This window comes from Methylobacterium sp. SyP6R (genome assembly GCF_019216885.1).
Taxonomy (GTDB): Bacteria; Pseudomonadota; Alphaproteobacteria; order Rhizobiales; family Beijerinckiaceae; genus Methylobacterium.
Genome location: NZ_JAAQRC020000001.1, coordinates 1,057,807 through 1,080,320 on the forward strand (window position 1 = coordinate 1,057,807; position 22,514 = coordinate 1,080,320).

At 67.5% G+C, this 22,514-nt stretch carries 21 protein-coding genes and 2 tRNA genes; 12 read left to right on the forward strand and 11 right to left on the reverse strand.

Going from position 1 to position 22,514, the window contains the following annotated elements; all coding sequences use genetic code 11:
- The first annotated feature begins 62 nt into the window (after positions 1–62).
- Together HBB12_RS04775 and HBB12_RS04780 are read left to right on the forward strand one after the other, a co-directional pair.
- A complete protein-coding gene (locus HBB12_RS04775) occupies positions 63–1,490 on the forward strand; it encodes a M48 family metalloprotease (RefSeq protein WP_236992663.1) in 1,428 nt (475 codons plus the stop codon).
- Between the two features lie 75 nt (positions 1,491–1,565).
- Positions 1,566–1,639 (forward strand) — tRNA-Gly (locus tag HBB12_RS04780).
- 212 nt (positions 1,640–1,851) lie between these two features.
- Here HBB12_RS04780 and HBB12_RS34240 read toward each other — a convergent pair.
- From HBB12_RS34240 to HBB12_RS04800, 4 genes are all read right to left on the reverse strand, one after another.
- Entirely contained in the window at positions 1,852–2,574 is a 723-nt protein-coding gene (locus tag HBB12_RS34240) for a Hint domain-containing protein (RefSeq protein WP_442919342.1), read from the reverse strand.
- A 968-nt stretch (positions 2,575–3,542) separates the two neighbouring features.
- Positions 3,543–4,457: a Hint domain-containing protein gene (locus tag HBB12_RS04790; RefSeq protein ID WP_336886963.1), complete on the reverse strand. Its 915-nt coding sequence runs from the start codon at positions 4,455–4,457 to the stop codon at positions 3,543–3,545.
- Between the two features lie 479 nt (positions 4,458–4,936).
- Positions 4,937–5,662 (reverse strand): Hint domain-containing protein, encoded by a 726-nt coding sequence (locus tag HBB12_RS04795; RefSeq protein ID WP_236988308.1) that lies wholly within the window; start codon positions 5,660–5,662, stop codon positions 4,937–4,939.
- A gap of 599 nt (positions 5,663–6,261) precedes the next feature.
- Complete coding sequence (locus HBB12_RS04800; RefSeq protein ID WP_236988309.1) at positions 6,262–6,483, reverse strand: PilZ domain-containing protein; 222 nt, start codon at positions 6,481–6,483, stop codon at positions 6,262–6,264.
- A 353-nt stretch (positions 6,484–6,836) separates the two neighbouring features.
- Here HBB12_RS04800 and HBB12_RS04805 point away from each other — a divergent pair, with 353 nt between their 5' ends.
- From HBB12_RS04805 to HBB12_RS04830, 6 genes are all read left to right on the forward strand, one after another.
- Positions 6,837–8,429: an ABC transporter substrate-binding protein gene (locus HBB12_RS04805; RefSeq protein WP_236988310.1), complete on the forward strand. Its 1,593-nt coding sequence runs from the start codon at positions 6,837–6,839 to the stop codon at positions 8,427–8,429.
- Positions 8,430–8,439: 10 nt separating this feature from the next.
- The gene (locus HBB12_RS04810; RefSeq protein ID WP_236988311.1) at positions 8,440–9,381 is read left to right on the forward strand and encodes an ABC transporter permease; all 942 of its coding nucleotides are present in this window, start codon (positions 8,440–8,442) and stop codon (positions 9,379–9,381) included.
- The gene (locus HBB12_RS04815; RefSeq protein WP_442919227.1) at positions 9,378–10,301 is read left to right on the forward strand and encodes an ABC transporter permease; all 924 of its coding nucleotides are present in this window, start codon (positions 9,378–9,380) and stop codon (positions 10,299–10,301) included. Before HBB12_RS04810 ends, HBB12_RS04815 begins: the two co-directional genes overlap by 4 nt.
- Before the next feature lie 219 nt (positions 10,302–10,520).
- Entirely contained in the window at positions 10,521–11,513 is a 993-nt protein-coding gene (locus HBB12_RS04820; protein ID WP_236988312.1) for an ABC transporter ATP-binding protein, read from the forward strand.
- Entirely contained in the window at positions 11,510–12,505 is a 996-nt protein-coding gene (locus tag HBB12_RS04825; RefSeq protein WP_236988313.1) for an ABC transporter ATP-binding protein, read from the forward strand. Before HBB12_RS04820 ends, HBB12_RS04825 begins: the two co-directional genes overlap by 4 nt.
- 139 nt (positions 12,506–12,644) lie before the next feature.
- Positions 12,645–13,784 (forward strand): amidohydrolase/deacetylase family metallohydrolase, encoded by a 1,140-nt coding sequence (locus tag HBB12_RS04830; protein ID WP_236988314.1) that lies wholly within the window; start codon positions 12,645–12,647, stop codon positions 13,782–13,784.
- 60 nt (positions 13,785–13,844) lie between these two features.
- Here HBB12_RS04830 and HBB12_RS04835 read toward each other — a convergent pair whose 3' ends face one another.
- The gene (locus HBB12_RS04835; RefSeq protein ID WP_236988315.1) at positions 13,845–14,273 is read right to left on the reverse strand and encodes a hypothetical protein; all 429 of its coding nucleotides are present in this window, start codon (positions 14,271–14,273) and stop codon (positions 13,845–13,847) included.
- Between the two features lie 415 nt (positions 14,274–14,688).
- Positions 14,689–14,778: transfer RNA gene (locus HBB12_RS04840), tRNA-Ser, on the reverse strand.
- 285 nt (positions 14,779–15,063) lie between these two features.
- Here HBB12_RS04840 and HBB12_RS04845 point away from each other — a divergent pair.
- Positions 15,064–15,477, forward strand: coding sequence for a response regulator (locus tag HBB12_RS04845; RefSeq protein WP_236988316.1), 414 nt, complete (start codon positions 15,064–15,066; stop codon positions 15,475–15,477).
- Here HBB12_RS04845 and HBB12_RS04850 read toward each other — a convergent pair.
- From HBB12_RS04850 to HBB12_RS04870, 5 genes are all read right to left on the reverse strand, one after another.
- Complete coding sequence (locus tag HBB12_RS04850) at positions 15,455–15,691, reverse strand: hypothetical protein (RefSeq protein ID WP_236988317.1); 237 nt, start codon at positions 15,689–15,691, stop codon at positions 15,455–15,457. The genes HBB12_RS04845 and HBB12_RS04850 overlap by 23 nt on opposite strands.
- Positions 15,692–15,848: 157 nt before the next feature.
- Positions 15,849–16,055, reverse strand: coding sequence for a hypothetical protein (locus HBB12_RS04855; RefSeq protein ID WP_236988318.1), 207 nt, complete (start codon positions 16,053–16,055; stop codon positions 15,849–15,851).
- A 99-nt stretch (positions 16,056–16,154) separates the two neighbouring features.
- On the reverse strand, positions 16,155–17,171 hold the full coding sequence (locus tag HBB12_RS04860; RefSeq protein ID WP_236988319.1) for an ABC transporter substrate-binding protein: 1,017 nt from the start codon (positions 17,169–17,171) through the stop codon (positions 16,155–16,157).
- A 73-nt stretch (positions 17,172–17,244) separates the two neighbouring features.
- Positions 17,245–18,099, reverse strand: a complete 855-nt coding sequence (locus HBB12_RS04865; RefSeq protein ID WP_442919343.1) for an ABC transporter permease — start codon at positions 18,097–18,099, stop codon at positions 17,245–17,247.
- Between the two features lie 59 nt (positions 18,100–18,158).
- Complete coding sequence (locus tag HBB12_RS04870; RefSeq protein ID WP_109960103.1) at positions 18,159–18,929, reverse strand: ABC transporter ATP-binding protein; 771 nt, start codon at positions 18,927–18,929, stop codon at positions 18,159–18,161.
- Positions 18,930–19,089: 160 nt separating this feature from the next.
- Here HBB12_RS04870 and HBB12_RS04875 point away from each other — a divergent pair, with 160 nt between their 5' ends.
- The 3 genes from HBB12_RS04875 (at position 19,090) to HBB12_RS04885 (ending at position 22,470) form a co-directional block, all read left to right on the forward strand.
- Positions 19,090–19,764: a response regulator transcription factor gene (locus tag HBB12_RS04875; protein WP_236988321.1), complete on the forward strand. Its 675-nt coding sequence runs from the start codon at positions 19,090–19,092 to the stop codon at positions 19,762–19,764.
- A gap of 202 nt (positions 19,765–19,966) precedes the next feature.
- A complete protein-coding gene (locus tag HBB12_RS04880) occupies positions 19,967–21,370 on the forward strand; it encodes a sensor histidine kinase (RefSeq protein ID WP_236988322.1) in 1,404 nt (467 codons plus the stop codon).
- On the forward strand, positions 21,367–22,470 hold the full coding sequence (locus HBB12_RS04885; RefSeq protein ID WP_236988323.1) for an ABC transporter substrate-binding protein: 1,104 nt from the start codon (positions 21,367–21,369) through the stop codon (positions 22,468–22,470). Before HBB12_RS04880 ends, HBB12_RS04885 begins: the two co-directional genes overlap by 4 nt.
- Positions 22,471–22,514 lie beyond the last annotated feature (44 nt).

Below are 22,514 nucleotides of genomic sequence, written 5' to 3' on the forward strand. Positions count from 1 at the left end.
CACGGCCGGCCGGGGGCGCGGCCATCTTGTCAGCGGCAGCCATCGTGCCGGCGGCGGCGATCATGCCGGCGACGGTCTTGGCGCTGCTCGTCGCCGCCTGCACGTCGGACCAGACCGGCGCGCTGGCGCCGGTGGCGGCCGTCGTGCCGCCCGAGGCGCCGCGCACCACCGGGCGCGACCGGCCGGCCAACGACGCCGACCACGCCAAGCTCGTGGCCTCGTTCGGCGGCGAGTACAAGGCGCCGTCGGCGTTGCGCCTCGTCAGCGACGTCACCGACCGCCTGGTCAAGGCGACGGAGCGCCCGGACGAGACCTACGCGGTGACGCTGCTCGATTCGCCGGTGGTGAACGCCTTCGCGCTGCCGACCGGCCGGATCTACGTCACCCGCGGCCTGCTGGCGCTCGCCGACGACACCTCGGAGCTCGCCGCGGTGCTGGCGCACGAGATCGCCCACGTGACCCTGCGCCACGCCAGCGCCCGCACCGAGATGGCGCTCCGCTCCGAGCTCGTCAGCAAGGTCGTGGCCGACGTGCTCAACGATCCCGCGACCGGCGCCCTCTTGCAGGACCAGTCCCGCTTCGTGCTGGCCCGCTTCTCGCGCACCCAGGAATTCGAGGCCGACCAGACCGGGGTACGCACGTTGGCCCGCGCCGGCTACGACCCGTTCGGGGCCTCGCGCTTCCTCACCGCGCTCAACCGTACCACTGCGCTCCGCGCCGGGTCCGGGCTCAATTCCGAGCCCGACATGCTGGCGACCCATCCGAGCACGCCCGAGCGCATCACCCAGGTGACGCAGGCCGCGCGGCGCATCGGCGCCCCCGGCCTCGGCGTCGACGACCGCAACCGCTACCTCGCGGCGATCGACGGCATCGCCTACGGCGACAACCCGGCCGACGGGCTGATCCGCGGCCGCCGCTTCATCCATCCGCGCCTCGGCGTCGCCTTCGAGGCGCCGGAGGGTTTCGGGCTCGACAACACCGCCCGCGCGGTGCTCGGCACCACCCCGGACGGCAAGAGCCGCCTCTTGTTCGACGCCGTCGAGACCAATGCCGGCCAGGGCCTCGAAGAGGTGCTGAAGGCGACCTGGAACGACGCGATCGAGACCGGGAGCTTCGAGAACCGGATGCTGAACGGCTTTCCGGCGGTGACGGCGGTGTCGAAGGGCAAGGAGTGGTTCTTCCGCCTCGCCGCGGTACGGGTCGGCTCCAACACCTTCCGGATGATCATGGCCGCCAAGGGCGCGACCGATCCGGAGCCCGCCTTCGGCCGCTGGCTCGCCAGCATCGCCCTGGTGACCCCGGAGGAGGCGCGCAGCCTCAAGCCCCTGCGCATCCAGGTCGTGACCGCCGCCGCCGGCGACACCGTCGAGAGCCTGGCCCAGCGCATGACGGCGGTCGACCGGCCGCTCGAGCGTTTCCAGGTCCTCAACGGGCTCGACAAGGGCGTGCCGGTGCGCGCCGGCCTGCCCTACAAGCTGGTGGTCGAGTAGGGCGCGGAAACGGGGCGATCCGTGCCGTTGCCCCGCTTCTCAACCCGGATCGACCGTGCTATCTGGGCAGCCGCCGCGGGTGTAGCTCAATGGTAGAGCAGCAGCCTTCCAAGCTGAATACGAGGGTTCGATTCCCTTCACCCGCTCCAGCTTCTCCCCCCTTGCATCGCAGGGGCGTGGATTGACGTCACGCTGGGCTCGCGTTCCCGGCGCACCCTAAACCCGCTGCGGGAAGTCGTCCGGCCTCTGGTCCTTCGGGGATTTATGCGTCCTGTCCTGGTGAAGACGCCGTAGCGTCCTCCCGCCCGACACGACCCTTGGGCCCCGCCGGCAGCGCCGGGCGGGGCGTTTCGGGCCGGGCCTACGCGGCGAGCCAGGCGAAGCGTTCGGCATCGTCCCAGGCGCAAGCGGCGCCGAGCGACGCCGCGAACACGCCCGACAGGCGCCTGCGCTCGGCCTCGACCACCGGACCGTCCACGGCAACGGGCCGGCAGCGGGCGGCAAGGCCCGGCACGACGAAGTCCGGATTGTGGAGCGCGTGATCGGAGGCTTCCGTGAAGAACGGACGGTCGCCCCAGTCGAGGTAGCTCTCAGCGGACAGGCCGTCGGCGAGCAGGATGTCGTGAGCATCGAGCTCGACGTGCCAGTAGGTGACCGAGGAGACCGCCTCGCGGGCGATGCTGGTGCCGTTGATCAGGCACATGATCGGCACGAGATGGCCGCCCGCGCCATCCGCATCCGCCCCGACGAGGACCGGATGGCCGGGGGAGAGGCGGAGATCCCGGGCGGGCAGCCCCGGCCCGAAGGCACCGGCGCGGATGCGGACCGGCTGCTGGTCGTGAGGCAGGGTCCGGCCGCGTCCATCGAGATGGCGATGCCCGATCCAGGTGACGGGTCGCAGGGCGCCGGAGACGGTGACGGCGAGGTCGCCGACCCATAGATCCTCCACCGCCACGTCGCCGCGCGCCGTGCTGATCCGGCTGCCTGTGACAAAGCATACGGCGACAGGGTTTGCTGCAATGTCTGCGGATTGCGCCTGTGTAAAGGTTGAGGTCGGTGGTGAAGTGCTGCCGTCGAAAATTATTCTTGTATATCTAGCATTATAAAAGACGCTATCTGATGGCGATTTTATGAATAAATTGAGATAACTATAATCTTCTGAAGGCTGCCCTTGGGTTAAATTAATATTATAGTATGTGGTTCTATCGATATTGAATTCCTTAAGGACAGTCCCGCTGGAAATTATTTTGCCGCCCGCTATGATATTTATATCATAAACTCGCATATTGCTGTAATCAATGATTAACGATCCGCTCGCTGGAATGGTACTTCCGTCGCTCTGGTTTATAAGCTGTGAGCTAAAAGAATAAGAATAAACGGTGGCCACGACGTTCTCCCCAGAGCACTCAATTTTCATATTATGTATTTTTCAGGTTGCAATCTGTCCCGCAACATCCAATTTAAGAGTTGCAAACAAACAACGAACCGTAGACCAAAAAGAGAACATCGCCTGGCCCCACGGATAGTTACTGCTTTCCACCCATCCGGCCATGGCGCATCCTAACAGATGACGAAGTGCAATTATCCTCCAGGGGAAGTCAGGCCGCCACGCCGCGCGATCGACAGCGGTAGGGCAGGGCGCCTGAACGGGGGGCTTGGCCGGAACGGACATCCGCTCCCACCCGATCAATCGACGGCTTAGCGGTTCATCATCGCACTCGAAACTCCTCCCCAGGGCATGGTGGTTAGGTTCGCGACGAGGAATGAGGCGCAGCAGGATCAAAGGCTTAGCTGAGCCTTCCAAGCTGAATACGAGGGCTCGATTCCCTTCACCCGCTCCAGCTTTCCCCCCTTGCAGAGCAAGGGCGTGGATTGACGTCACGCTGGGCTCGCGTTCCCGGCGCACCTTAAACCCGCTGCGGGAAGTCGTCCGGCCTCTGGTCCTTCGGGGATTTATGCGTCCTGTCCTGGTGAAGACGCCGTAGCGTCTTCCCGCCCGACACGACCCTTGGGCCCCGCCGGCAGCGCCGGGCGGGGCGTTTCGGGCCGGGACTACGCGGCGATCCAGGCGAAGCGCTCGGCCTCGTCCCAGGCGCAGGCCTCTCCGAGCGACGCGGCGAACACGCCCGACAGACGCTCGCGCTCGGCCTCGACCACCGGACCGTCCACGGCAACGGGCCGGCAGCGGGCGGCAAGGCCCGGCACGACGAAGTCGGGATTGTGGAGCGCGTGATCGGAGCCTTCGGTGAAGAACGGGCGATCACCCCAGTCGAGATAGCTCTCGGCGGGCAGGCCCTCGGCGAACAGGATATCGTGGGCGTCGAGTTCGATATGCCAGTAGGTGACCGACGAGACCGGCTCGCGGACGATGGTGGTGCCGTTGATCAGGCACATGATCGGCACGAGGTGGCCGCCCGCGCCATCCGCATCCGCCCCGACGAGCACCGGATGGCCGGGGGAAAGGGAGAGGTTCCGGGCGGGACGACCCGGCCCGAAGGCACCGGCGCGGACGCGGATCGGTTGCTGGTCATGAGGCACGACGCGGCCCTGCCCGTCGAGACGGCGGTGCCCGATCCAGGTGACAGGCCGAAGGGCACCGGAGGCGGTCACAGCCCGATCGCCGACCCGCAGGTTCTCGACGGCGACGTCACCGCGCGCCGTGCGGATTTGCGTGCCGGTGCAGAAGCAGACAGGAGTCGTCGCTACGGGTACAGATGCAGCCCGCGCATCCGTGATTACGGGTGGCATAGCCACGCTCGATGTGTTGCTAGCGTAATAATTCATATTTAATAATGATGACGGCTCTCTAGTTTCCCAGCTAAAATTCAGATTATAGCTATTATAAATTGATGTAGCATATGAAAAACCCACATTATAAGCATTGGGTCCGCTTTCAAATATGCTTCGTGCCGTTGTAGGAGCAAATATTGCGTCTCTTATTCTGATATCTACATTGTATATTTGCATTGTGTCGTAATTTACATAATATGATCCGGCGATGGGTATCGATTTGCCGTCCAAGTTGGTCAGCGAGCTATTAAACGTATAGGAATAAACGCTTGCCACGACATCCTCCTCCGAAGCAGGAAATTCTAAATTATAAGTACCAAAAGTTGCAATTCGGCTCAGGTCATTAAACCAAAATGTCGCAAATATACAACAAAAATCAGGTCAGAAGTAGAACGTGACTCGGGCGCGCACGTCTTTCCACCTCCCGCCTATCCGTCGCAAGTTCCGGAACGATGGGGCGGAGCCCAGAGGCGGGGGCGGCGAGGGTACCGGCCCCGGTCCGGACGCTCTGCGAAACCGGACGGGATATCCGCCCCCGTGATCTCAGATCGGCATCTCGAACGCCACGCCCACCTGGTCGCGCCGGCGCCACACCACGCGGCAGCGGCGCATCACGAACTCGCCGGCAGCGCCGGGCGGGGCGTTTCGGGCCGGGACTACGCGGCGAGCCAGTCGAAGCGTTCGGCCTCGTCCCAGGCGCAAGCGGCGCCGAGCGACGCCGCGAACACGCCCGACAGGCGCCTGCGCTCGGCCTCGACCACCGGGCCGTCCACGGCCACCGGCCGGCAGCGGGCGGAAAGACCCGGCACGACGAAGTCGGGGTTGTGCAGGGCGTGGTCGGAGGCTTCCGTGAAGAACGGGCGGTCGCCCCAGTCGAGATAGCTCTCGGCGGGCAGGCCCTCGGCGAACAGGATGTCGTGGGCATCGAGTTCGATATGCCAGTAGGTGACCGACGAGACCGGCTCGCGGACGATGGTGGTGCCGTTGATCAAGCACATGATCGGCACGAGGTGGCCGCCCGCGCCATCCGCATCGCCCCCGACGAGCACCGGGTGGCCGGGGGAAAGGGAGAGGTTCCGGGCGGGAAGACCCGGCCCGAAGGCACCGGCGCGGACGCGGATCGGTTGCTGGTCATGGGGCACGACGCGGCCCTGCGCGTCAAGACGGCGGTGACCGATCCAGGTGACCGGCCGCAGGGCGCCGGAGGCGGTCACCGCCCGGTCGCCGACGCGCAGGTGCTCGACAGCAACGTCGCCACGATCCGTGCGGATGCTCGTGCCGCTCGTGAAGCAAACGGCAACCGTGGTGACGGGGGCATTCGTCGCCTCGGCGCTCGTACGTACCGGCAGGAAATAGCGATCGCTGCCATATATGTTCCTCAAATAACTAACATTAGAAAATGAAGATGTATCTACCGACTCATATTTAAAATATAACCCGGCCGAATCTTTTGAAATAGACGCATATTGATTACTTACAGTACCTGAAGAATACGATAAATTGACTCTATATGATGAAGTTCCATCGAAATTTTTGCCATATTCGACCGTTCCAGACGTAAATCTTATATCTCCAGACACGACGTTAATGTCGTACACCCGCATAGAATTATAATCTACACTGAAAGATCCAATAGCCGACACATAGGAAGGGCGAAAAACTCCCGATTTGTAATCAAATGAATAGGAATAATTGTCCGCCATTGCGCTCTCCGCGATGCTGCATACGAACAATACATATTATTGGCCGCAAGTCTATTCGTACACTCAGCGATAATGTTGCCAATATGCAACACTCCTCGACCGGGCTGGTCGTCCCTTCCCCCCGATACGGTTTTCGTGCGGCCCGGTCGGAAAACCACATCAGGCGACGATTCACGGGTCTCGAGGACGACCTGGGCGGCACCGGGGCTCGCCGACGGAGCTTGTGCTCGATCGCACCGATCCTGGTCGGACACACGGCGATGTCGGCTCCGGTGACCTCAGACCGGCATCTCGAACGCCACGCCGACCTGGTCGCGCCGGCGCCACACCACGCGGCAGCGGCGCATCACGAACTCGCCGGCAATCGCCAGCGTGATCGCATCCGGCACCACGGTTCCGGCAGGGACCGTGAGCAATGCGCCGACGACCGTAAGGTTCGATACCTGACAATCCACCGCGGGTGACGGTGAATCGAAGATGATCTCGCCGCGTGATGCCATCGGCTCGCCCCTCGATGCCGACAATAAGTTCATAGTCAGGTTCCGGACAGCCCCATAGAGCGATTATTGCTCAAGATGGCCGATCGTTCGCGTGTGAAATCGACCGGAGGCGATAGGCACGAGGGCTTAAGGCGAGTGGCTCCGGCGCTGCCGGTACGGCCTCCCGCCCGCCTTGGCGCGCCCCTTGGTGCACCCCTTGGCGCGAAGCTTGCTCCCGGGGCGAGCGTGACCGTTGGAAACCCTGCAATCCGCCTTGACCGAGCGATCGGACCGAGGCGAACCTGGCAGGAGAGCCGGCTCTTCAGGGGCCCGGGCACGGCTCACGACCACAGGCCCCGCAGGCAGGATACGCCATGGACCGCAGGACGTTTCTGAAAGGCTCGGCCGCCATCGGCGCCGCCGGCATGGCGCCCCAGTTCGCCGCCCCGGCGCTGGCGCAACCGGCCAAGGTTCTGCGGTTCGTGCCGCAGGCGAACCTGGCGAATTTCGATCCGATCTGGGGGACGCAATACGTCGTCCGCAACGCCGCCGCCCTCGTCTGGGACATGCTCTACGGCGTCGACGCGCAGCTGAAGCCCCAGCGCCAGATGGTCGAATCGGAGGAGGTCTCGGCCGACGGCCTGACCTGGACTTTCCGCCTGCGGCCCGGCCTCAAGTTCCACGACGGCGAGCCGGTCCTGTCGAAGGACGTGGTGGCGAGCCTGACCCGCTGGTCGGCCCGCGACCCGATGGGCATCATGATCCGGGCGATCCAGGCCGAGCTGGTCCCGGTCGACGACCGCACCTTCCGCTGGCAGCTCAAGAAACCGTTCCCGAAGCTCCTGCTGGCGCTCGGCAAGAACAACGCTCCTTGCGCCTTCATCATGCCGGAGCGGATCGCCAAGACCGATCCCTTCACCCAGATCACCGAGTATGTCGGCTCCGGTCCTATGAAGTTCGCCAAGGCCGAATGGGTGCCCGGCGCCCGCGCGGTCTTCGAGAAATTTTCGGACTACAAGCCGCGCGACGAGCCGTCCTCGTGGCTCGCCGGCGGCAAGCGCATGCTGCTCGACCGGGTCGAGTGGATCATCATGCCCGATCCGGCCACCGCCTCGGCGGCGCTGCAGAACGGCGAGGTCGATTGGTGGGAGAACCCGATTCCCGACCTCGTCCCCCTCCTGCGCAAGAACGCCAACATCAACGTCGACATCGCCGATCCGCTGGGCAATATCGGCGCGTTCCGGATGAACCACCTCCATCCGCCCTTCGACAACCCCAAGATCCGCCAGGCCGTGCTCATGGGCATGAACCAGGAGGATTACATGCGGTCGCTGATCGGCGACGACGACAAGCTGTGGAAGCCGCTGCCGGGCTTCTTCACCCCGGGCACGCCGCTCTACAGCGAAGCGGGTGGTCAAAAAATCGGCAAGGGCGACATCGCGGCGGCCAAGAAGCTGCTGGCGGAGGCCGGCTACAAGGGCGAGCCGGTGGTCTGCGTGGTGGCGCAGGACCAGTCGATCACCAAGAACATGGGCGACGTCACCGCCGACCTCCTCAAGCAGATGGGCATGAAGGTCGATTTCGTCGCCACCGACTGGGGCACGGTGGGCACGCGGCGCGCCTCGAAGGCGCCGCCGTCGCAGGGCGGCTGGAACATGTTCCACACCTGGCATGCCGGCGCCGACTGCATCAACCCGGCGGTCTATCCGGCGATCCGGGCCAATGGCGACAAGGCCTGGTTCGGCTGGCCCGACCTGCCGCCGGTCGAGGCCGGCATCACCGAGTGGTTCGATGCCGCCGATCCGGCCGCCGAGAAGGCGGCGATCGACAAGGTGAACGCGGCGGCGGTGGACGGCGTCGTCTACGCGCCGACCGGCTACTTCCTCGGCTACCAGGCCTGGCGCAAGACCGTGACCGGCGTGGGCAAGGGGCCGCTGCCCTTCACCTGGGGCGTGTCCAAGGCCTGAGGAACCCCCCGTGTTCGGCTTCCTCGTCAAGCGCGTCCTCGCCGTCATCCCGGTGATGGCGGTCGTCGGGCTGTTCGTCTTCAGCCTGCTGTTCCTCGCCCCCGGCGACCCGGTGGCGCTCATTGCCGGCGACCAGGCCTCGCCGGCCGATATCGAGCGCATCCGCGCCTCGCTCGGCCTCGACCGGCCGTTCCTGGTCCGCTTCGGCGAGTGGGCCTGGCGCATCCTGCACGGTGATCTCGGCACCTCGATCTTCACCAACCTGCCGGTCACCACCATGATCGGCCAACGGGTGCAGCCGACCGTGTCGCTGATGCTGGTGACGCTGATCTTCGCGGTGCTGGTCGCGGTGCCGCTCGGCGTCCTGGCGGCCTGGAAGGCGGGGCGGCTCGTCGATCGCCTCGTGATGGGCGGGGCGGTGCTCGGCTTCTCGGTGCCGGTCTTCGTCGTCGGCTACCTGCTGGCCTACGTGTTCGCCCTCGAACTCGGCTGGCTGCCGGCGCAGGGCTACACGCCGATCGAGCAGGGGATCGGCCCGTGGTTCGCGAGCCTGATCCTGCCGGCGCTGACGCTGGGCCTCGTCTACATCGCGCTGATCGCCCGGGTCACCCGGGCGACGATGCTCGACGTGCTCCAGCAGGATTACGTCCGCACGGCGCGGGCCAAGGGCGTGGCGCAAGGGCAGGTGCTGTTCGTCCACGCGCTGAAGAACGCCGCGGTGCCGATCGTCACGGTGATCGGCATCGGCATCGCGCTGCTCATCGGCGGCGCCGTCGTCACCGAGACGGTGTTCGCGATTCCCGGCCTCGGCCGGCTCACCGTCGATGCGATCCTGCGGCGCGACTATCCGGTGATCCAGGGCGTCGTGCTGCTGTTCAGCTTCACCTACGTGCTGGTGAACCTCGCGATCGACGTCCTCTACACCCTCATCGACCCGAGGATCCGCTATTGAGCGCCGCCCAACCCTTGCAGGGCGAAGCGCCCCCCGGCCTCGCGGTCGCCGCGCCGCTGCCCGATCTCTACCCGCCGCGCAAGGCCTATGGCCGGATCCGCCGGACCTGGCGCCGCCACCCGACCATCGTGATCGGCGGCGTGATCCTGGTGACCGTCGCCCTGATGGCGGTGCTCGCGCCGTATCTCGGCACCGTCGACCCGACGGCGATCGCGCCGTCGCGGCGCACGCGGGTGCCCTCCGCCCAACACTGGTTCGGCACCGACATGCTCGGGCGCGACCTCTATTCCCGGGTGATCTACGGCGCCCGGGTGTCGCTCCTCGTCGGCTTCGCGGTCGCTCTCTTCGCCTCCCTCGCCGGGCTCGTCGTCGGCCTCGTCTCCGGCATGGTGCGCTGGGCCGACGGGATCATCATGCGGGTCGTCGACGGGCTGATGTCGATCCCGCCGATCCTGCTGGCCATCGCGCTCATGGCGCTGACAAGAGGTTCGGTCGGGAACGTGATCCTGGCGATCACCGTGGCGGAGATTCCCCGCGTGGCGCGGCTGGTGCGCGGCGTGGTGCTGTCGTTGCGCGAGCAACCCTATGTCGAGGCGGCGGTGACCACCGGTACCCGGATGCCGATGATCATCTGGCGCCACATCCTGCCCAATACGCTGGCACCGATGACCGTGCAGGCGACCTATATCTGCGCCTCGGCCATGATCGCCGAATCGATCCTGTCGTTCATCGGCGCCGGCGTGCCGCCCGCGACGCCGTCCTGGGGCAACATCATGGCCGAGGGCCGGGCGCTCTGGCAGGTGAAGTTCTACATCATCCTGTTCCCGGCGATCTTCCTGTCGCTCACCGTGCTCGCCGTGAACCTCGTCGGCGACGGGTTGCGCGATGCCCTCGACCCGCGGATGGCGAAGGATGTGTGAGGGCCTGCCTGCTGCGGAGAGGCAGCCACCCGGACATCCTCGTCCTCCCACGCGCGACCTCATCCTGAGGTGCGACCGCAGGGAGCCTCGAAGGAGGGCTCCAGCGAGCACCGCGCTTTCTGGAGCCCTCCTTCGAGGCTGCTACGCAGCACCTCAGGATGAGGTCGCGGGTGAGATCGTCATATTGAACACCTCATGCTCATTCCGGAGACGACGCCCATGACGCTCCTCTCCGTCGAGAACCTCCAGGTCCATTTCCGCACGCCCGACGGGGTCAACCGCGCGGTCGACGGGGTCTCCTTCGCGATTCGAGCCGGCGAGACCCTGGCGATCGTCGGCGAATCCGGCTGCGGCAAGTCGGTGACCTCGATGTCGATCCTGCGGCTCCTGCCCGAGCCGCCGGCGCGGCTCGCCGGCGCGATCCGGTTCGAGGGGCGCGACCTCCTCGGCCTGCCCGAGCGCGAGATGCGCCGCATCCGCGGCAACGCCATCAGCGTGATCTTCCAGGAGCCGATGACCTCGCTCAACCCGGTGCTGACGGTCGGGCGCCAGATCGGCGAGACCCTGCGGCTGCATCAGGGCCTGTCGCGCAAGGACGCCGAGGAGCGGGCGGTGGAGATGCTGACGCTGGTCGGCATCCCCGAGCCGCGGCGGCGCGTCCGGGAATACCCGCACCAGCTCTCCGGCGGCATGCGCCAGCGGGTGATGATCGCCATCGCGCTCGCCTGCTCGCCCAAGCTCCTGATCGCCGACGAGCCGACCACGGCGCTGGACGTGACGATCCAGGCCCAGATCCTCGACCTGATGCGCGACCTCAAGCGCCGGGTCGGGGCCGCCATCATGCTGATCACCCACGATCTCGGCGTGGTGGCGGAGGTCGCCGACCGGGTGGTGGTGATGTATGCCGGCCGCAAGGTCGAGGAGGCCGCGGTCCGCGACCTGTTTCGCGCGCCCCGCCACCCCTACACGCGCGGCCTGATGGGCGCGGTCCCGCGCCTCGGCGCCGCCGAACGGCCGGGTGCGCCCCAGCGGCTGGCCGAGATTCCCGGCATGGTGCCGAGCCTGAAGACCCGGATCGAGGGCTGCGTCTTCGCCGGCCGCTGCCCGTCCGTCACCGATCTCTGCCGCAGCCACGCCCCGGCACTCGAGCCGAAGGCGCCGGGCCATCTCGCCGCCTGCCACCATGCGCCGAAGGACGCGCTCGCCGCGTGAGCACCCCGCTCCTCGCCGTCAACGACCTGCGCAAGCACTTCCTCCTCGGCGGCGGCTTGCTGGGCCGCCAGGCCCGCAGCCTCAAGGCGGTGGATGGCGTCTCCTTCACCCTGGAGAAGGGCGAGACCCTGTCCCTCGTCGGCGAATCCGGCTGCGGCAAGTCCACGGTCGCCCGCAGCCTGATGCGGCTGTTCCCGCCGACCTCCGGCCAAGTGGTGCTTGCAGGGAAACGCATCGACGACCTGTCCGCCGGCGCGCTTCGCCCCCTGCGCCGGCGGATCCAGATGGTGTTCCAGGACCCGTTCTCCTCGCTCAATCCGCGGATGCGGGTGCGCGACATCCTGGCCGAGCCGATCCGCAATTTCGGTCTCGCCAGGAACCGCGCCGATCTCGATACGCGGCTCGCCGCCCTGATGGAGCGGGTCGGGCTGCCGCGGGAGGCGCTGACGCGATTCCCGCACGAATTCTCCGGCGGCCAGCGGCAGCGCATCGGCATCGCCCGGGCGCTCGCCGCCGAGCCGGACCTGATCATCTGCGACGAGGCGGTCTCGGCCCTCGACGTCTCGGTCAAGGCGCAGATCGTCAACCTGCTGCAGGATTTGCAGAAGGAACTCGACCTGGCCTTGCTGTTCATCTCGCACGACCTCGCCATCGTCGAGCACATGACGCATCGGGTCGCGGTGATGTATCTCGGCAAGATCGTCGAGATCGGCCCGCGCCGCGAGATCTTCCTGGCGCCGAAACACCCCTACACCCAGGCCCTGCTCTCCGCCGTGCCGGTGCCCGAGCCCGATGCAGGGCGCACCCGCATCGTCCTGCGCGGCGACGTGCCGAGCCCGATCGACCCGCCGAGCGGCTGCCGCTTCCACACCCGCTGCCCGCACGCCTTCGACCGCTGCCGCACCGAGGAGCCGCGGCTCGATCCGGTCGGCGGCCATCATTTCGCCGCCTGCCACCTCGACCGCGCCGGCCTGCCGGCGCAGGCCGCGTGACGGGCCTGCCCTGGAGCACGTCACGATCGCATCGCGATCGCGACGTGCTCCAGATTTTTGGTTTAGCCGCATTTTCTGCGACGAACCGGCATCCACTTCGTCGGAAAATGCTCTTGTGATCATCGCCAGAGGTAGAGCCGTGCAGCACGAGTTGATCCTGCGGGGCGCCCGCATCATCGATCCCTCGCAGAACCACGATGCGATCGCCGACGTCGCCTTCGCCAACGGCCTCGTCTCGGGCTTCGGCCGCGGCCTGCCGGCGGGGGAGGGGACGGAGGTCCGGGAGATGAACGGGGCGATCGTCACCCCGGGCCTCATCGACCTGCATACCCACGTCTATTGGGGCGGCACCTCGCTCGGCATCGATGCCGACGCGTTCTGCCGGCTGTCGGGCGTCACCACCTCGGTCGATACCGGCAGCGCCGGGCCCGGCAACTTTCCGGGCTTCCGCAAGCACGTCATCGAGCGCGCGGAAGCCCGCATCCTCGCCTACCTGCACGTCTCGTTCGCGGGCATCTACGGTTTCTCCAAGACCATCATGGTCGGCGAGAGCCAGGACATGCGCCTGATGGCGCCCCGCGAGGCCGTGGCGGTGGCCGAGGCCAACCGCGACGTGATCATCGGCATCAAGGTCCGGGTCGGCGCCCATGCCTCGGGCACGCAAGGCACGGCGCCGCTCGAGATCGCCCTCCAGGTCGCGGAGGAGACCGGCCTGCCGCTGATGGCCCATATCGACGAGCCGCCGCCGAGCTACGAGGCGGTGCTGGACATGCTCCGCCCCGGCGACGTGCTCACCCACGCCTTCCGGCCGTTCCCGAACTCACCCGTGACCGCGCAAGGCGCGGTGAAGCCGGCGGTGCGCCAGGCGCGCGAGCGCGGCATCCTGTTCGATATCGGCCATGGCAAGGGCTCCTTCGCCTTCAAGACCGCCCGCGCCATGCTGGCCGGCGGCTTCCAGCCGGACACGATCTCGTCGGACGTCCACGCCCTGTGCATCGACGGCCCGGCCTTCGATCAGGTCACCACGATGTCGAAGATGCTCTGCCTCGGCATGAGCCTGAACGAGGTGATCGCCGCCTCGACGGTGAATGCCGCGGTAGCGCTGAAGCGCATGGAATACGGCACCCTGAAGGTCGGGGCGCTCGGCGACGCGACGGTGCTGGCGGTCCGGGACGGACAGTTCGACTACGTCGATGTCCTGGGCGAGCACATGACCGGGGATAAGCGGATCACCTCGGAGGGTGTGGTTTTGCGCGGGCGGTGGTGGCATCCGGTGTAATGCCAACGGCCGCGAGACGATGGTCTTTGGCATCATCGGACCATCGACCTGGCCCATGACTCAGTGCCAGGTCGCTTTGGCCTCGCCCACGGCCATGTCGATGATGGGCAAGACGATGGGTTGGCTGCCGTCGCTGCATTCGACCACGACCTCGCCTTCCACCCACGGCACTCTCTGATCGGCGACGCTGAGGAGCGCCTGCGCGATCTGGCGCGCCTTCGCTACCGCAGCGTCTCTGTCAGGCAGCTCCAGCCAATTCCCCGGGTCGAGAAGACTCTCGAAGATGCTCAGCCTGAAACGGTAGCGTGGCATAAGTTGGAATTGTTTCAAAAATCGACAGGCATGCCGCATGCCCCAGCGATGGCGACTGAGCAACAAACGCGCGACCGGGGATACCCCTGATTCCCTTTGCGGGACGCACCGGATATTTTTTGGGACGCATTGCGCAGACACTGAATCGCAGCGGGCGACCGCGATCGACTGCGCCATGAGCAATCCTGTCGCGACCGAGGCCTCGCGATGCGGGATGGCCTCAAGCCTGGACCAGCACAGCTGACAAGGTTTGATGTCGGAATGACGCCGGTTTGCGTTAAGTCGTGCGGGCGCAACAGGTGAGGAGCACGAGTGCCGCGAATAGCATGCCGCCGGTGCTCTGCATCTCAGCGATAGCGCCGGTCACGACCACTAGAGCACTTCACGATCGCACTGCAATCGCGAAGCTCTCTAGGTCTTTGATTTTGCCGCATTTTCTGCGACGAACCGGCATCCACTCCGTCGAAAAATGCTCTAGGACAGCCAGCCGTACCGCATGGGGGATAGCTACAGCGACTAATCGAAGCCTAACGTTAAAGGCATGACCATCGCATCTAAACAATCAAAGGATTTTTTCAAACTGCCAGAAATCTGGCGGAGAGAGAGGGATTCGAACCCTCGATACGGTTGCCCGTATACACGCGTTCCAGGCGTGCGCCTTCAACCACTCGGCCACCTCTCCGGGCCAGACCTGCGGGGCGCCGGGGCGCCCGTGCGGGTCGGTGCCGTGCTCTAGCGGGGCGCGGGCCGCGGCGCAAGCGGCAGATCGCCGATGGGACGAATTCTCGTCGATGCGACGGCCTCGGGGCTGCAACCGGGGCAGGGTATCGGCCGTTTCGATCAACGGCCGGTGCGTGGGCGCCGGCCGGCCGGGAGCGGCCGCCCGACAACACGACGACGGCCTGTCCGACCGCGCCGCTTTCCGGGCGGGCGTCCCGGACGGGCCCGACCGGCAAGGACAGGCGACGTGAGCAACGACACCGTGAAGGCCGAGAACGCTGCCGAGGACGAGACCAGGCACGAGCGCCCCGTCATCCTGGTGGTGGAGGACGAGGCGCTGACGATCATGGATCTCAGCGACGTGCTGGATGCGGCCGGGTTCGAGGCGCTGCAATCGGCCTCCGCCGAGCGGGCGCTCTCCCTGCTCGAGCTGCGCCGGGACATCGTCGCGCTGATCACCGATGTCGAATTGTCCGGCAGGACCGACGGGTTCGAGCTCGCCCGCGCGGCGGCGCAGATGCGGCCCGATTTGCCGATCGTCGTCGTGTCCGGGCGCAGCAAGCCCGATCCCGACCGGATGCCCGCCCATGCCCGCTTCGTCGCCCGTCCCTGCCGCGGCGACGACATCCTGGACGAACTCAGGATCTTGCTGAAAGCCTAGGGTTGGGCGGAAGCCCCGGCGGCTCCGGCTCGGCCAGCCACACCTCCACGGGCGCGCAGGCCGGCCCGAAATCGAGGATCAGGTTGCGCAGCCGGCGCGCCGGGCTGCCCGGCGCCTCCGGCATCTCGACGGAATCGCCCACCGCCCGCAGGACACCCTCGATCCTGCGACCGCCCAGGGTCAGGCTCACGGGCGTTCCGGTGCAGGTGTCCACGGCTGGGCCTCCTCTCGCTGTCAACCGGGTAACGCGGTGCGGCGAGGGGTGGTCCATGCGGAACGGGATCAAGGTTACGGCCCGGTCACCGACGTGCACGACAGGCGGGCCTGCACCTCGCGGTTGAATACCCGGAGGGAGTGCCCCTGCGCGGGCGTCAGACGCTCCCGCCCTTGAGGGCGCGCAGGCGCAGGGCCCCCGTCTCGGCCGGGCTGCGGGCCGGGGAGAGGCGGCGCTCGATGGCCTCGAACTGGCGGCTCTGCGCGATCAGGAGCCGGCGCAGGGCCGCGATGCTGGCGTGCAGGTCCCGGGCATCGCCGAGCGGATCCGGGGCCAGATGAGCTGTCAGAGGCTGAGTCGGCATGGCCGGCATCAAGGACCGACATGCTTAACCACTGGTAAACAAGCCCCGCCGCGCGGGGCGCGGCGGGGCCGGTCTCGAGGGTGCGGACCCTCGACCCGATCAGCTGCCGGCGCGGTCGCGCAGGGCCGGGATGAACAGGTCCTGCCAGGTCGCCGGCTTGGTCTTCATGATGCCGGCCCGGTTCATGAAGGTCACGAACTCCATGATGCCGTGCGGCGTCGCCGAGAACCGGCTGTCCGGGTCGTCGAGGATCTGGGCGACGTCCTGGGGCGACACCTTCACCTTGGAGGCGCGGGCGAAGATCTCGGCGGTTTCGGCCTTGTTGGCCTTGATGAAGTCGCAAGACTCGTCGAGGGCGGCCAGGAAGGCCTGGGTCATCTTCGGGTTCGCCTCGGTGAAGCGCTTGAGCGCGAACACCACGTCGAGGGTGATGTCGCCGAAGACCTGCGAGGCCTTGAGGATCGTGCGGATCTTCGGGTCGGCGCGCTCGACGCCGGTGAAGGGCGGCGAGGCGAAATGGGCGACGATCTCGGTCTTGCCGGACAGAAGCGCCGCGACCGCCTCCGGATGCGGCAGGCCGACGGTGCTCGAATCGAGCTTGGCGTAGTTCTCCGGCCCGAACTGCTTGGCCACCGCCATCTGCAGCACCACCGCGGCCAGCGAGGTCTTGATGCCCGGAATCGCGATCTTGTCCTTCGGGGTGAAGTCGGCGAGCGACTTGATCTCGGGCTTGTTGACGTTGAGGTCGAGCGCCGTCGTCGACATGCCCGAGATGCCGATCACCTCGGTCTTGGGGCTGCCGCGGCCCTTCGACCACAGGGCGAGGAAGCCCGGCGCCCCGGTGCCGGCGATGTCGAGCGCGCCGGAGATCATCGCGTCGTTGATGACGTTGCCGCCGTCCAGCGTGAGCCAGCTCACCTTGACGTCGCCGAGGCCCGCCCTGGCGGCCTGGGCCTCCAGGAACTTCTTCTCCTGCATCACGAAGAGCGGCAGGTAGAGGACGCCGTAGCCCTTCGAGATGCGGACCTCCGACACCTCGGCGCGGGCAGGGACCAGCCCGAGGGAGAAAGCGAGGGCCGCGCCGGCCGCGAGGCCGAGGAGCTTGCGTGCGAACATGGGGGATCCTCCCGTTTTCGTCGTTCATGCCCCCGGGACCGTGCGCGATCCAGGGGCGCGGGGTCTTTTTTTCTTAGTGCTGCATGCCCCAGCGGCGGATCGTCTTCTTCTCGATGTTGGCGAAGATCACGTTCTCGACGAAGAGGCCGATCATGATGACGGTGAACAGGCCGGCGAAGACGTTGGTGGTCTCGAGCGCGTTGCGGTTCTCGAAGATGTACCAGCCGAGCCCGCCCGAACCCGAGGAGACGCCGAAGACCAGTTCCGCGGCGATCAGCGTGCGCCAGGCGAAGGCCCAGCCGACCTTGAGGCCGGTGAGGATCGACGGGAAGGCCGCCGGGATCAGGATCGCCCGCACCAGGCTCAGGTTGCGCAGGCCGTAGTTCAGCCCGACCATCTTGAGGGTGTTCGAGACCGAGCGGAAGCCCGCATGGGTGTTGAGGGCGATGGCCCACAAGACCGAGTGGACGAGGACGAAGACCACGCTGCCCTGGCCGAGGCCGAACCAGATCAGCGCCAGCGGCAGGAGCGCGATGGCCGGCAGGGGATTGAACATCGCGGTCAGCGTCTCGAGCAGGTCGGTGCCGATCCGCGAGCCGATGGCGAGCGTGGTCAGCAGGGCCGCGAGCCCGATGCCGATGCCGTAGCCGATGGCCAGCGTCTGGAGCGAGATCAGCGCCTTGGCGGGGATCTCGCCGCTCAGGACCGAGGAGACGAAGGCCTCGACGGTCGCCGAGAAGGTCGGGAACAGGAGCGGGTTGTCGAGCCAGCGGCCATAGATTTCCCAGACCACCGCGAGGGCGGCGAGCACGACGGCCTTGCGCAGCCAGCTCTGGCGATAGGCGAGCTCGGCGAAGGACAGGCGCTGCTCGACGCTGATCGCACCGGCGGCGGAGGTCTCGCGGACGATCTCGGGCCGCGGGGCCAGAGATGTCGAGAGGGGGGCGAGGGTGGCGGTCACGGCGTATCTCCCGGAATGTCTCGTTGTCAGGCGAACAGCATGTCGTTGATGCGGGTCTCCAGGGCGCCCTGCGCGGCGGTGCCCAGTTCCGAGGCCGGCAGGCTGTTCAGCTCCGCCTTGACCTGGCCCGGATGGGGCGAGAGCAGCAGGATGCGGGTGCCGACCTTGATCGCCTCCTCGATCGAGTGGGTGACGAACAGCACCGTGAAGCGGGTGTCCTCCCACAGGCGCAACAGCTCGTCCTGCATCTTGCGGCGGGTGAGGGCGTCGAGGGCCGCGAAGGGCTCGTCCATCAGCAGGATGTCGGGCTCCATCGCCATGCCGCGGGCGATCGCCACGCGCTGCTTCATGCCGCCCGACAGCATGTGGGGGAAGGAATCGGCGAACTTCGCGAGGCCCACCTTCTCGATGTACGACATCGCCCGGTCATCGGCTTCCGCGCCGGTCGCGCGGCCGCTCGCGGTGAGCGCGAAGGCGACGTTCTGCCTGACGGTCTTCCAGGGCAGGAGCTGGTCGAACTCCTGAAACACCATCATCCGGTCGGGGCCGGGCTCGGTGACCTTGCGGCCCTTGAGCTTGATCTCGCCCTCGACCGGAGTCATGTAGCCGCCGATCGCCTTGAGCAGGGTCGACTTGCCGCAACCCGACGGCCCGAGCAGGATGTAGCGGTCGCCCGGCATCACCTCGAAATCGACCCGGTAGGTCGCGGTGACCAGATGATCGGTCGTCTTGTACTGGAGCGTGACACCCTGGACCTGGAGCAGCGGCTCAGGGATGATGGTCGGGCGTGCGTTCATGGCGTGTCCTCCCCGTTTCGTCGTCTGCGGACCGAAGCTCTTGTCCTTGAAGGTGATTCTTTCCTTGAAGGTGCTTGGCCCGGCGTTGGGGGTTGGGTAGCCTTCGAACCTGTCGCCGACCTGACAGATAATGCCGGGTGATGATCGAAGAGGAATTTTCGTGCGTATCCTGCTCGTCGAGGACACGCGGGACGTGGGCGAGGCCATCGCCGCGCGGCTGCGCGGGCTCGGCCACGCGGTCGATTGGGAAACCGACGGGGCGGCCGGCGATGCGCTGCTCGCCGTCCAGGCCTACGACCTCGTGGTCCTCGACGTGAACCTGCCGGGGCTCGACGGCTTCGCGATCCTCAAGCGCCTGCGGGCGCGCCGGGGTCCGGTGCCGGTCCTGGTGCTCACTGCCCGATCGGAGGTCGACGACCGGGTCGGTGCGCTCGATCTCGGAGCCGACGACTACCTGGTGAAGCCGTTCGACTTCCGCGAACTGGAGGCCAGGGTGCGGGCGCTGCTACGCCGCAACAGCGGGCATGCCGACAACGCGCTGACGCTGGGCAACCTGCGCCTCGACCGGGAGGCGCGCAACGCCAGCGTGGCGGGCGAGACCCTGGACCTGACGCGCCGGGAATGGACCCTGATCGAGATCCTGGCGGCGCGGCCGGGGCGCATCTTCGCCAAGGGGGAGCTCCTGGAGCGGGTCTTCGCCTTCGAGGAGGAATCGAGCGAGAACGCCGTCGAGCAGATCGTGGCGCGCCTGCGCCGCAAGCTCACCGCCGCCGGGGCGCAGGCCGAGATCCGCACGCTTCGGGGGCTTGGGTATCAGGTGGTGTGCCAGGAGTGATGTCGACGACGATGGAGCCGCCGATGTCGCCCTCCCATCGGCGACCTCATCCTGAGGTGTTGGCGATCGCAGATCGACTGACCTCGAAGGAGGGCTCCAGAAGTCTCCGAGTTCACTGGAGCCCTCCTTCGAGGCTCGCTTCGCTCGCACCTCAGGATGAGGCCGGGGGTGGGACGAGACGTAGACTATCGGATCCTCGACCGTGATCCCCCGCACCGTCTCGCTGTTCTCCCGCCTCGTCACGGTGCTGGCCCTGGTCCTCGCCATGGGCGCCGGCCTGCTGCTCGTCGCCGCCTGGGCCTCGGCGCGGCTCGCCGCGGACGAGGCCTATGACCGGCTCCTCGTCGGTGCGGCGCTCCAGATCGCGGAATCGATCGCCAGCGACGGGCGGACGATCTCGGTCGATCCGCCGTTCTCGGCCTTCGAGACGCTGGCGCTCAGCCCCCGCGACCGGATCTTCTACAAGGTCGTCGATCCTGGCGACCGGCTGCTCACCGGCGATGCCGATCTCGCCATCCCGGTCGATCGCCAGCATCTCGGCGCCGGCCCGATCCTCCTCGACGGGGAGCATCGCGGCCAGGCGGTGCGGGCGGTGGTGGCGGGGCGCTACGTGCCGGACGCGACGCAGGCGGGCTTCGCCGCCGTGGTGGTGGCCCAGACCCGCGAGGCGCGCAGCCAGCTCACCCGCGCGCTCACCGTCAAGGCGAGCCTGATGGTGCTGGCGATGAGCGCGCTGGCGCTCGGCGCCGTCGCGGTGGCGGTGCGCGCCGCCTTGCGGCCGCTCGGCGCCATCGAGGGCGTGCTGGCGGCCCGCGGGCCCAACGACCTCCAGCCGCTCGGGCTCGCCGCGCCGCAGGAAATCCACCTGCTCGTCGCCTCGATCGACCATTTCATGGGGCGCCTCTCGGGCCACGTCGCAGTGATGAAGCGGTTCATTGCGGACGCCGCGCACCAGATCCGCACGCCGCTGACCGCGCTCGCCGCCCAGCTCGACCTCCTGTCGAGCGAGACCGACGAGGGGCGCCGGCGCGAGCAGCTCGCCCGCATCCGCCGGCGCACCGCCGAGCTGGGGCATCTGACCAACCAGCTCCTGAACCACGCGATGGTGATCCACCGCGCCCGCACGGCCGCCTTCGATCCGGTCGACGTGGCGGGGCTCGCCCGCCGTACCCTGATCGACGCGGTGCAGCAGGCCGGCGACCGGGCGGTCGATGTCGGCCGGACAATCGATTTCGGCTATGAGGGGCCGGAGGACGCCGTGACGATTCCCGCCGACGCCATCGCGCTGCGCGAGGCCCTGTCGAACCTGATCCACAATGCCCTCAAGCACGGCGCGAGGAGCCGGCTCACGGTGCGGGTCGGGCGCGAGCGCGGGCGGGTGGTGCTGGCGGTGGAGGATGACGGGCCGGGCATTCCGGCGATCGACTGGACCCGGGTGCGCCAGCCGTTCCAGGCCGCCACCGGCGGCACGGTCGGGTCCGGCCTCGGCCTGTCGATCGCCGCCGAGGTGGCGGCGGCCCATGGCGGCGAGATGCGCTTCGAGGCGCATTCAGACAAGGGGTTCTGCGTGATCCTGTCTCTGCCGGACGGGGAGGGGCGGGCATGATCCGCCTCGCCCTCGCCCTCGTTATCGGCCTCTCGGGCCCGGCCGCCGCCGAGGAGATGACCCGCTTCCCGGCGAGCGAGCACGAGCGCACGACGCTGACGATCCGGTCCGCCGCCGACCTCGACGCGATGGCGCCGCTGATCCGCGACTACCAATTGCTCTATCCCGACGTGACCGTCGTCTACCACGAATACATCACGGCGGACCTGTTCGGCGAGGTGGCGGCGGCCTGCGCCGCCGGGCGGGGCGCGTCCGACTACGCGGCCGACGTGGTGATCTCCTCCTCGGTCGACCACCTGATCAAGCTCGCCAACGATGGCTGCGCCCGATCCCACCGCTCGATCGAGACCGGCCGCCAGCCCGATTGGGCCGCCTGGCGCGACGAGGTGTTCGGCTTCACCACCGAGCCGGCGGTGATCGCCTACCGGCCGGATCTGGTGCCGCGCGAGGATCTTCCCCACAGCCGGGTCGAGCTCGTCGACCTGCTGCGACGCAAGCCCGATGCTTACGCCGGGCGGATCGGCTCCTACGACATCACATTGTCGGGCATCGGCTACCTGTTCGCGGTCTACGACGCCCGCGCGGCGGCCACCTATGGCCGCCTCGTCGAGGCGTTCGGGCGAGCGAACCTCCAGGTGCGCTGCTGCACCGGCGACCTGATCGCCGATCTCCAGGCGGGGCGCATCGTCATCGGCTACAACCTCCTCGGCTCCTACGTCTACGGGGCGATCCGGCGCGGCGCCCGCCTCGGCCTGGTGGTGCCGCGGGACTACACCCTGGTCCTCAGCCGCGCCGTCCTGGTGCCGGTCACCGCCCGGGCTGTGGGGGACGCCTTCGCCTTCGTCGATTACCTCCTGTCCGAGCGCGGCCAGCGGATCTCGCACGAGCAGGCCTTCTTCTTCCACCGCACCGGCCCGCTGCCGGAGGGCGTCGACGGCCCGCCGAGCCTCGCCGCCGCCGGCGCCTTCCGGCCGATCACCGTCGGCCCGGTGCTGCTCGCGGTGCAGGACCGGGCCAAGCGCGCCCGCTTCCTCGCGGAGTGGCGCCAATCGATCGGCGCGGAGGCGCCCAGGGGGGAGAGGCGGGGGGAGGAGCCGTGAGGGTCCCCGAGGTGACGACCGCTCCCTATTACACGGCTTCCGCT